Annotated in this window: 1 protein-coding gene; it reads left to right on the top strand. The window is 46.1% G+C overall.

Annotation, left to right across the window (positions count from 1 at the left end; translation table 11 throughout):
* On the top strand, window positions 1–1,150 hold a 1,150-nt coding region (locus F607_RS35065), incomplete at both ends, for a hypothetical protein (RefSeq protein ID WP_027710509.1).

The raw sequence follows: 1,150 nt of genomic DNA, 5'->3' as shown, positions 1-1,150 counted from the left end.
TGAAAAATGTCGATGGTTTACAAAGCAAGATTCATCAACTGGGCGATATTTCGGGTTTAGATAAAGCGGAAGAAATGGCATTGGCCCAAGTCGATGCCTGGGAGCGCTTTGGCGCAGCCATCACCGCGGTGCGTATTGGCTTTGGTGCGACGTTATTACCGGTCTTAAATCCGATCATTGATGGACTTACCGAGGCAGGCCAAACCTTACAGCGGTGGACCCAGTTATTTCCTAATCTAACCCGTTGGATAGGTTATGGCTTTTTAGTGGTGATGACGTTGGTGGCGAGTATGTCAGCCCTGACGTTAATGAGTGGTTTAGTTTATGGCTCACTCACTGGTTTAAAATTATTAGTCCCCATTTTGACGGGTTCTCTTTCATTATTAAAGTGGGCTTTTATCGGTGTCGGTTTTGCGGGTAAAGCGCTGGCATTTTCTTTTTCGTTTTTATTAAGTCCGGTCGGATTAATTATTGCCGCTGTTGCCCTGGTAGCCTACGGCGTTTATCAATTAATAACACATTGGGAAACCTGTAAAGCGGCGTTGTTATCCATAGGCTGGATTAACACCTTAGTGGGTTGGGTGACGGATGCCATTGAGTGGCTGGTACAAGGCTGGCGCCAATTAACCGCGTATTTATCCGACGTGGGTGCTTTCCAGTTTATTTTGGATATTTTTTCACTGCTGTCGCCGGGTATTGGGTTAATCACCAAAGCGTTTGAATTACTCGGAGTCTGTTGGACCTACCTAAAAAAACATGGTGCTGCACTCGGTCAAACGCTGCTGGGACTCCCCCTGGAGTGGTTTAATTCAGTGGTGAGCTGGGCCACCGATGCCATTGGTTGGTTAGTGCAAGGCTGGCACTGGCTTATGGCTGCCTTGGACAGTATTGGCGTGTTGCAGTGGGTAACCCAGGTTTTTGGTTGGTTAAAAACCGCCATTGATTATGTCGCCCTGGGCTTTAATAGCGTCGGCATTTTGTGGGAACAATTTAAAGGCTATTTAGCCGATGTCGGTGCCTTTGAAATCATTATGAAAATCTTTTCGCTGTTATCGCCAGGCATTATGTTATTAGGAAAAGGTTTTCAATTACTGGGCCAGTGGTGGCAAGACCTGAAAAAAACCTTTGCCGATATTGGTGTCTTTGAATT

Source organism: Zooshikella ganghwensis DSM 15267 (assembly GCF_000428585.1).
GTDB lineage: Bacteria > Pseudomonadota > Gammaproteobacteria > Pseudomonadales > Zooshikellaceae > Zooshikella > Zooshikella ganghwensis.
Note: the sequence above shows the minus strand (reverse complement) of the source record. Positions and strands in the feature narration are given on the sequence as shown.